The sequence below is a fragment of the Occallatibacter sp. genome (assembly GCF_036502485.1).
Lineage (GTDB): Bacteria > Acidobacteriota > Terriglobia > Terriglobales > Acidobacteriaceae > Telmatobacter.
Map to the genome: position 1 here is coordinate 1 of NZ_DASXYM010000179.1, position 7,522 is coordinate 7,522.

General features: G+C 58.6%; 6 protein-coding genes. All 6 read left to right on the forward strand.

All coding sequences use genetic code 11. The annotated features are described in order from the left end of the window. The first annotated feature begins 171 nt into the window (after window positions 1-171). From VGL22_RS21635 to VGL22_RS21660, 6 genes are read left to right on the forward strand one after another with little or no spacing between them, the layout of a single operon-like run. Complete coding sequence (locus tag VGL22_RS21635; protein WP_465269048.1) at window positions 172-2,046, forward strand: aryl-sulfate sulfotransferase; 1,875 nt, start codon at window positions 172-174, stop codon at window positions 2,044-2,046. Window positions 2,047-2,061: 15 nt separating this feature from the next. Next, entirely contained in the window at window positions 2,062-2,940 is an 879-nt protein-coding gene (locus VGL22_RS21640; RefSeq protein ID WP_465269049.1) for a PHP domain-containing protein, read from the forward strand. A gap of 10 nt (window positions 2,941-2,950) precedes the next feature. Continuing rightward, entirely contained in the window at window positions 2,951-3,859 is a 909-nt protein-coding gene (gene cysD / locus VGL22_RS21645) for a sulfate adenylyltransferase subunit CysD (RefSeq protein ID WP_465269050.1), read from the forward strand. Between the two features lies 1 nt (window position 3,860). Then, window positions 3,861-5,576: a sulfate adenylyltransferase subunit CysN gene (cysN, locus tag VGL22_RS21650; RefSeq protein WP_465269051.1), complete on the forward strand. Its 1,716-nt coding sequence runs from the start codon at window positions 3,861-3,863 to the stop codon at window positions 5,574-5,576. Beyond that, window positions 5,573-6,238 (forward strand): adenylyl-sulfate kinase, encoded by a 666-nt coding sequence (cysC, locus tag VGL22_RS21655; RefSeq protein WP_465269052.1) that lies wholly within the window; start codon window positions 5,573-5,575, stop codon window positions 6,236-6,238. The genes cysN and cysC overlap by 4 nt, the downstream gene beginning before the upstream one ends. Window positions 6,239-6,274: 36 nt before the next feature. Continuing rightward, window positions 6,275-7,198 (forward strand): sulfotransferase domain-containing protein, encoded by a 924-nt coding sequence (locus tag VGL22_RS21660; RefSeq protein ID WP_465269053.1) that lies wholly within the window; start codon window positions 6,275-6,277, stop codon window positions 7,196-7,198. Window positions 7,199-7,522: the final 324 nt, after the last annotated feature.

The following is a 7,522-nucleotide window of genomic DNA, read 5'->3' on the forward strand; positions in this document are numbered from 1 at the left end:
GCTCCCGGATGCCGACTCGCGCGCTACAGGTTGTGCTTTCCGTTTGCCTGGTGGCTCTGGGGCTGCAACTTTGCTGGAAGGCTTTTGGCTAAGTTCCAGTTCCGATGTTACTTAGGGTGCCTTGCGTAACGTGCTTGCAAACAGTTTGACTTATGCTATGCTTGCAGTCCTGTGCGACGACTCTTAGTGCTTCCCCTGCTGTTGTCGGCGGCGTTTCTGCGCGCAACCGAAGTTCCGATCACGGTCCAGCTCTTGACGAGCGTGGCCTCACCCCAGCCGGTGGGAACCCCCATCGGTCTCACCTCTTCGATCGGACTGGAAAGCCTGAGCAGGGATATGTTCGTTTTCCAGTACTCAGTCAGCGTCAACGGTGGCCCGTTCAGGATCGTGAGGGACTTCAGCCAGCCACCTTCGTTTGTCTGGACTCCCGATCTTTTTGAGCAGACGGCCACGGTTCGCGTGAGAGTGCGCAACAACGAGACGAAAGCGACAGGCCAGGCAGAGGTGCCTTTCCAGATTGTGTCGCGGACCAAAGGCTCAGCGTCGGTGACGCATACGTCTCACCCCTTAGTGGCGTTGTTCAGCGCTCCGCCTTGCCCCACAGGAAGCCAGTTTCGCGTAGCTTTCCACGCGGAGGGCGAAGAGTCCGTCAGCCGCACGCCCAACCAGCCGTGCCGGGGCTCGATCAGCAGCAACGTCTATGTTGCGGGCATGCGTGCCGATACTGAATACCGGCTGCGTTCGGAGGTCAGCACCGGCGGCAACGCTGCGCCCGGTGATTGGCTCCCATTCCGTACCGGCATCTTGGACGGTAATTTTCCCGCGGTGACGATCCAGACGGCGCCGCCGGCCGGCTATGACGATGTGGAGCCGGTGATCATCTTTAGCGCGCTATCTTTTGACGGCAATGGTCGTCCGTTTGCGACCGATCTTCAGGGCCGGGTGATCTGGTATCTGCGATCCCGGGACTGGATCACTCGCGTAATTCCTGGGGGACGGTTCCTGACTTTGGGCGACGGAATGAATTCGGTCAACAGCGCCCATGAAGGGCAGGTGTTGCGCGAGCTGGATCTGGCAGGGAACATTGTCCGCGAAACCAATATTGGAAGGGTTGCGGAGCAACTGGAGTCCCGCGGCATTCACTCCGACTGCCATAAGGCGGGCAGAGAGTGCGTGGGCGGTTTTCATCATGAAGCCATTCGATTGCCCAACGGGCATACGCTTACGGTGGCGGGAATCGAGCGCATGATGCCCACCGGGACACAGGGATCCAAGTTGCCGGTGGATGTACTTGGGGACGTGGTGATCGACCTCGACGACGACTTTCAAGTTGACGCGGTCTGGAACTCATTCGATCACATGGACCTCAACCGCAAATCGCTGAATGAAGCCAAATGCCAGACCGGCGGTGGAGATGGATGCCCGGCGGTGTTGCTGGCCGATGAGGCCAACGGATGGCTGCACAGCAACTCCCTTAACTACATCCCGTCGACCGGGGACCTCCTGATTTCGATGCCGGAACAGAATTGGGTAGTAAAGATTGACTGGAAGGATGGAAAAGGCAGCGGCAAGGTTCTTTGGCGCTTAGGGAAAGACGGTGACTTCACCACGGATTCTAAAGATCCCAATCCGTGGTTCTCGTTCCAGCACGATGCGGGGTTTGAGCCGGTCGGTTCCGACATTCTGACGCTCACAGACGACGGTGATGCAGGTAATGCGTTTGGTCCCCCTGCTCCCGGCAGCGATCCCAAAGCGCAAAAGCCAAAACCCGGAGTGCGCGCACAGGTCTGGAAGCTCGACGAACAAAAACACGTCGCCACACTCCTGGTCAACGCGCCGCTGGGAGTCAACACCATCTGCTGCGGCTCCATGCAAGTGTTGAAAAACGGGGGATACAGCGCGGTAGGGGGTTGGTCACTTCCGGTCAAAGGACGAACCACGGATTTCGACAAGAATGGCAAGCCGGTGTTTGCCATCGAGTTAGTGGGCGCGGCCGATTATCGAAGCTACCGCGTGGCAGATATGTATTCGGCGCCCATCAAGTAAATCAACGGAGCGGTAGTGATTGACCTGCACACACATACGGACCGTTCGGATGGGTCCACCGATCCGGGAGACTTGGTACGTATGGCAGTACGCCACGGCATCGAGGCGCTGGGGATTTCGGATCACGATACGCTTGCCGGCTACGATGCCGCGATGCCAGCGGCGGCCGCTTGCGGGCTGGAATTAATCTGCGCGGTGGAACTGAGCACGCGGCCCCAGGCGCAGGCGCTCCCGGGGAAACGAGAGCCGTCGGCGCATTTGCTCGGTTATTGGCTCCTGTCTGCGCCTTCCGCCGAGTTCCGGGGCTGGCTGGAAAGCCAGCAGGAGAGCCGCCGGCAGCGCAACGTGGAACTGGTTGCCAGACTGCGGCAATTGGGCGTGGAAGTCGCGCTGCAGGAAGCTGAGATCTACGGACGGAACCAGGTGGGCCGCCCGCATTTCGCCCGGGTGTTGTGCGACAAAGGCTACGTGTCGAACATCCAGGAGGCCTTCGACGTGTATCTCGCCGATGATGCCAAGGCGGCCGTCGACCGCGATGAACCCACTCTCGAAGAAGGAATACGGCGGATTGTTGAAAGTGGGGGCATGGCGTCGCTGGCTCACCCGGTGCGACTTCCGCAGCGCGGGCCCGATCTGGCGAAACTTCTGGAACACTTGATCGACGTCGGACTGCAGGGAATCGAGGTATTTCACAGCGAACATACGCCCGCCGGCACTGCGGCGTATGCCGAACTCGCCCGGAGTTTTGGCCTCATACCGACTGGGGGCACTGACTTTCACGGCGAAAACAAGCCTCGCATCCGGCTGGGCACCGGAATCGACTCCAACATTCACCTGAATTACAGCTTTCTGGACGATATGCGGGACATGTGTACGGCGCGGCACAACCAATGAGCGGGGCGGTATGACAGACAGCTTGATCCTGAGCCACTTGCGCATGCTCGAAGCAGAGAGCATCCACATCCTGCGTGAGGTGGTGGCCGAGTTTGAGCGTCCCGTGATGCTTTACTCCATCGGCAAGGACTCGTCAGTGATGGTGCGGCTGGCGCAAAAGGCATTCGCTCCCGGGCCAATCCCGTTTCCTCTTCTGCACGTGGACACGACCTACAAATTTCGCGAGATGATCGAGTTCCGCGATCTTTTCTGCGCGGAGATCGGCGCCCGCCTCATCGTGCATACCAACAGAGGGGCTATCGATGCCGGGGCGAACCCGTTCGACCTGGGCACCCAGAAATGCTGCGGGCTTCTGAAGACGCGAGCGTTGCTCGATGCGCTGGCCGAGGGCGAGTTTGACGCGGCAATCGGCGGGGCGCGGCGCGACGAAGAAAAATCGCGCGCCAAGGAGCGCGTTTACTCCTTCCGCGACCCGCATGGCCAATGGGATCCAAAGAATCAAAGGCCGGAGTTGTGGAACCTCTTCAACTCGCGGCTGAACCCCGGCGAGAGCATCCGCGTGTTTCCGCTTTCAAACTGGACTGAGCTGGATGTCTGGCAATACATCCACCTGGAGAACATTCCCATCGTGCCACTGTACTTCGCCAGGGAGCGGGAAATGGTTGTGCGCAGATCCAATCTCATTCCTGTCGAAGCCAATGTCCCGCTGCTGCCGGGCGAGAAGAAGGAGTTGGTCATGTGCAGGATGCGATCGCTGGGCTGCAGCCCCTGCACGGGGGCAATCCGCTCCGAAGCCGATACTCTCCCCAAGATCATCGAGGAAATGATGCTGTTCCGCCGGTCGGAGCGCGAGAACCGCATCATTGACTTCGACCTCGAAGGATCCATGGAGATAAAGAAGAGGGAAGGCTATTTCTAGCGTGGATACAGTTACGCGAGCATCGACCGGAATCGAGGCATTCCTGCGCCGTGAAGAGGAGAAAGACCTGCTCCGCTTCATAACCTGCGGCAGTGTGGACGACGGGAAATCAACCTTGATCGGCCGGCTCCTTTACGACTCGAAAGGCGTATACGAGGACCAACTCAGCGCGATCAGAAAAGCGACAGTGAACCAGTCTGCCGGCGCCATGGACTTCGCTCTGCTTACAGATGGGCTGCGCGCGGAGCGGGAACAGGGCATCACCATCGACGTCGCGTATCGCTACTTCTCCACGCCGAGGCGCAAGTTCATCATTGCCGATACTCCCGGCCACGAACAATATACGCGCAACATGGCCACTGGCACTTCGACGGCTAATCTCGCCATTGTCCTGGTGGATGCGCGCAACGGCGTACTGGCGCAATCCCGCCGGCACGCGTTTATCGCTTCGCTGCTCGGCATTCATCACCTGGTGGTGGCCGTCAACAAGATGGACCTGGTCGGCTACAGCGAAAAAGTCTTCGAGAAGATATGCGCTGACTTCCTCAGCTTTGCCGCTCCCCTCCAGCTTTCGGATCTCTACTTCATTCCGGTGAGCGCGCTGCACGGCGACAACATCGTTACCAAAAGCGAGAGCATGCCGTGGTTCGGGGGAGCAAGCCTGCTGCACCATCTCGAGACGGTTCACATTGCGAGCGACAGGAACCTCACCGAAATGCGTTTCCCGGTTCAACTCGTGCTCAGGCCCACCCATGATTTTCGCGGCTTTGCAGGGCAGGTTGCTTCCGGCGTGCTGAGACCCGGCGATCCGGTCATGGTGCTGCCTTCCGGCCGTACCTCGAGGGTGAAATCAATCGTCACTCATGAAGGAGAACTCGCGCGCGCATTCCCGCCCATGTCCGTGACCGTTTGTCTCGAAGACGAGGTGGACGTGAGCCGGGGCAATATGCTGGTGCCGCCCTCCCAGCCGCCCCATGTCACGCGCTGCATCGATGCACGCCTGGTGTGGATGGGCGACCAGCCTCTCGACCTTCGCCGCCAGTACATCATCAAGCACTCTACGCAATGGGTGAAGGCCCAGGTCAGGTATGTCCGCTATCGCGTGGATGTCAACAGCTTTCAGCGTCACCCCGCCACCGAGTTGAAGCTCAACGAGATCGGCACCGTTGTCATTGACACGCATTCTCCGATTTTTGTAGACCAGTATCGCCGCAACCGCGCCACGGGCAGCTTTATCCTGGTCGATCCCATCTGCAACGCCACCGTGGCAGCCGGCATGGTGACTGGCCGCGACCCAAAATTGTCGGATCCTGCCATCCAGGAAGTGCAAACCCTTGACGCAGAGCGCATCTCCACCGTTGACCGGCAGAAACGCGTGGGCCATGCATCTGTCCTGGTGTGGCTGAACGGCGGGGTTCAGCTTGCATTCGCCGTCGAGAGTGAACTGTTCAAGCGAGGCTACCTAACCCACACCATCGCCGCCCAGAGTGATGGAAGCGTCATGCTGGAACTGGCGCAAAACCTTACCGCCGCCGGACTGGTGACGATTTGCGCCGCCGACTTCCTCTATGAAGTGGAGAAAGGTCGAGCCAAGGCGCTCATGGCTTTGGGCCATTTCATCGATGTGGATGCTTCCCTTTTCAGTAGCCCTGAAGAAGCAGTTGCAAAGATAACGGAGATTCTGGTTCAGCGGCGAATCGTACCGCTGCATCGGTGAAGCTGGCTGGGCTTGTTTGTCAATCAACCCCAGAGGAGCACAACATGAACACTGGCTGTACATTGTGGTTCACGGGCCTCTCCGGTAGCGGCAAGAGCACGCTGTCGCAACTGCTCGCCTCCCGCTTGCGGCGTTTGGGCGCCAGAGTCGAAGTGCTCGACGGAGACATCATTCGCACTCAGCTGTGCAAGGGGCTTGGATTTTCCAGGGAAGACCGGGAAGAGAATATCCAGCGCATCGGATTCATTTGCGAACTGCTCTCCCGCAATGGTGTGATCGCCATCGTCGCCGCCATATCGCCGTACCGCACCGGTCGTGACAGGCTAAGACAGCGGATCACGAACTTCGTCGAAATCTACATGCAGTGTCCGGTGGAAGTCCTCATCCAGCGGGATGTGAAGGGCCTTTACAAGAAGGCCTTATCGGGAGAAATCGGACAATTCACCGGGATTTCTGACCTGTACGAGCCGCCGCTGGCGCCGGAGGTGATCATTGATTCGTCGTCGGATTTACCTGAGCCAAGCGTCGAGATCATTCTGCGGCGCCTTGAGAAGCTCGGTATTCTCCGCGTCACCGATATGGGGATCGCGCACGCCCAAACGCATGGTGAACTCCATCCTTCAGCCTGGGATGCTGTGCTGGAACTGAGCTATGAAATTTGAGAACCTAAAGGGCCCACAACAAAGGAGAGAACGAGCATGACTGTGATCTGGCCTGAGAAAACTTCGGAGATGCACAACCAACACATTGACTCCACGTTCTGGGATAACTTCAAGTTCCGAGATGATGACATCATCATTTCGACCTACGCCAAGTCTGGCACAACCTGGATGCAGCAAATCATTGCGCAACTGCTCTTCGACGGCGAAACGGATATCGATACACAAGCGATGTCGCCGTGGATCGACATGCGGGTTCCACCCAAGGAAGTGAAGCTGGCCGCAGTGGAAGCACAGACGCACCGCCGATTCGTAAAGACACATCTCCCCGTCGACGCCCTTGTGTACTCTCCCAAGGCCAAGTACATCTACATTGGCCGCGATGGCCGCGATGTCCTGTGGAGTCTCTATAACCATCACGCTACGGGAAGTCAGGCGATGTACGATGCCCTGAATAACAGCCCCGGGCGCGTGGGCCCGCCCCTGGAGCCTCCACCCGCCGACATTCGTGAATACTGGCACACGTGGCTTGAGAAAGACGGGTTTCCCTACTGGTCGTTCTGGGAGAACGTGCGCAGCTGGTGGGAAATCCGCGATTTGCCTAACCTGCTGATGGTCCACTTCGACGTCTTGAAACGGAACATGCCGGAAGAGATGCGACGTATCGCCGCGTTTCTCAATATCCCCATCGACGAGAGCAAATGGGACCTCATCGTTGAGCACTGCACATTCGACTGGATGCGGGCGCATGGCGAGAAGATTGTGCCCTTGGGCGGAGCGATGTGGGTAGACGGTGTAAAAAGCTTTATCAACAAGGGCACAAATGGGCGCTGGAAAGAGACATTAACTGCGGCCGAGTCTGCCGAATATGAGTCCAAAGCCCTTGCGGAATTAGGCCCCGAATGTGCACACTGGCTGGCGACGGGTCAAAGTCTGCAGATCGAGCAAACCGTGGAGGTATGAGGCGTCCAGAACTCCAGCACCTGGGCTCGCCGCGGAGCTCAGCGTTAGACAGGCGTAGCTCTTGCCTCCTCTGGTGCAATTTGAATTGAGCCGGCTAGAGTTCCGCAATGTCACTTGGCCTCACGGGCAAACCGTTGAAGCCGGGGTGGCGGCGGTACGAGGAGCGTGTCTCTGCTGTCTCCGAAGGTACAGGTTTTGTCACGGCCGGATCGAGTAGATCCGGCCATTGATTTTGTGGGATTTAGGGACGGTGTGTTGGGAGGCCTTTTGTCACGGGATCAGGCGACGCGATCCTGGTTGGGTGGCAGATGGCCGCGGAGGACG

Bases quoted from the DNA above. Each gene is read 5' to 3' on its own strand.
- cysD (WP_465269050.1), top strand. From the start codon at position 2,951: ATGACAGACAGCTTGATCCTGAGCCACTTGCGCATGCTCGAAGCAGAG.
- VGL22_RS21660 (WP_465269053.1), top strand. From the start codon at position 6,275: ATGACTGTGATCTGGCCTGAGAAAACTTCGGAGATGCACAACCAACAC.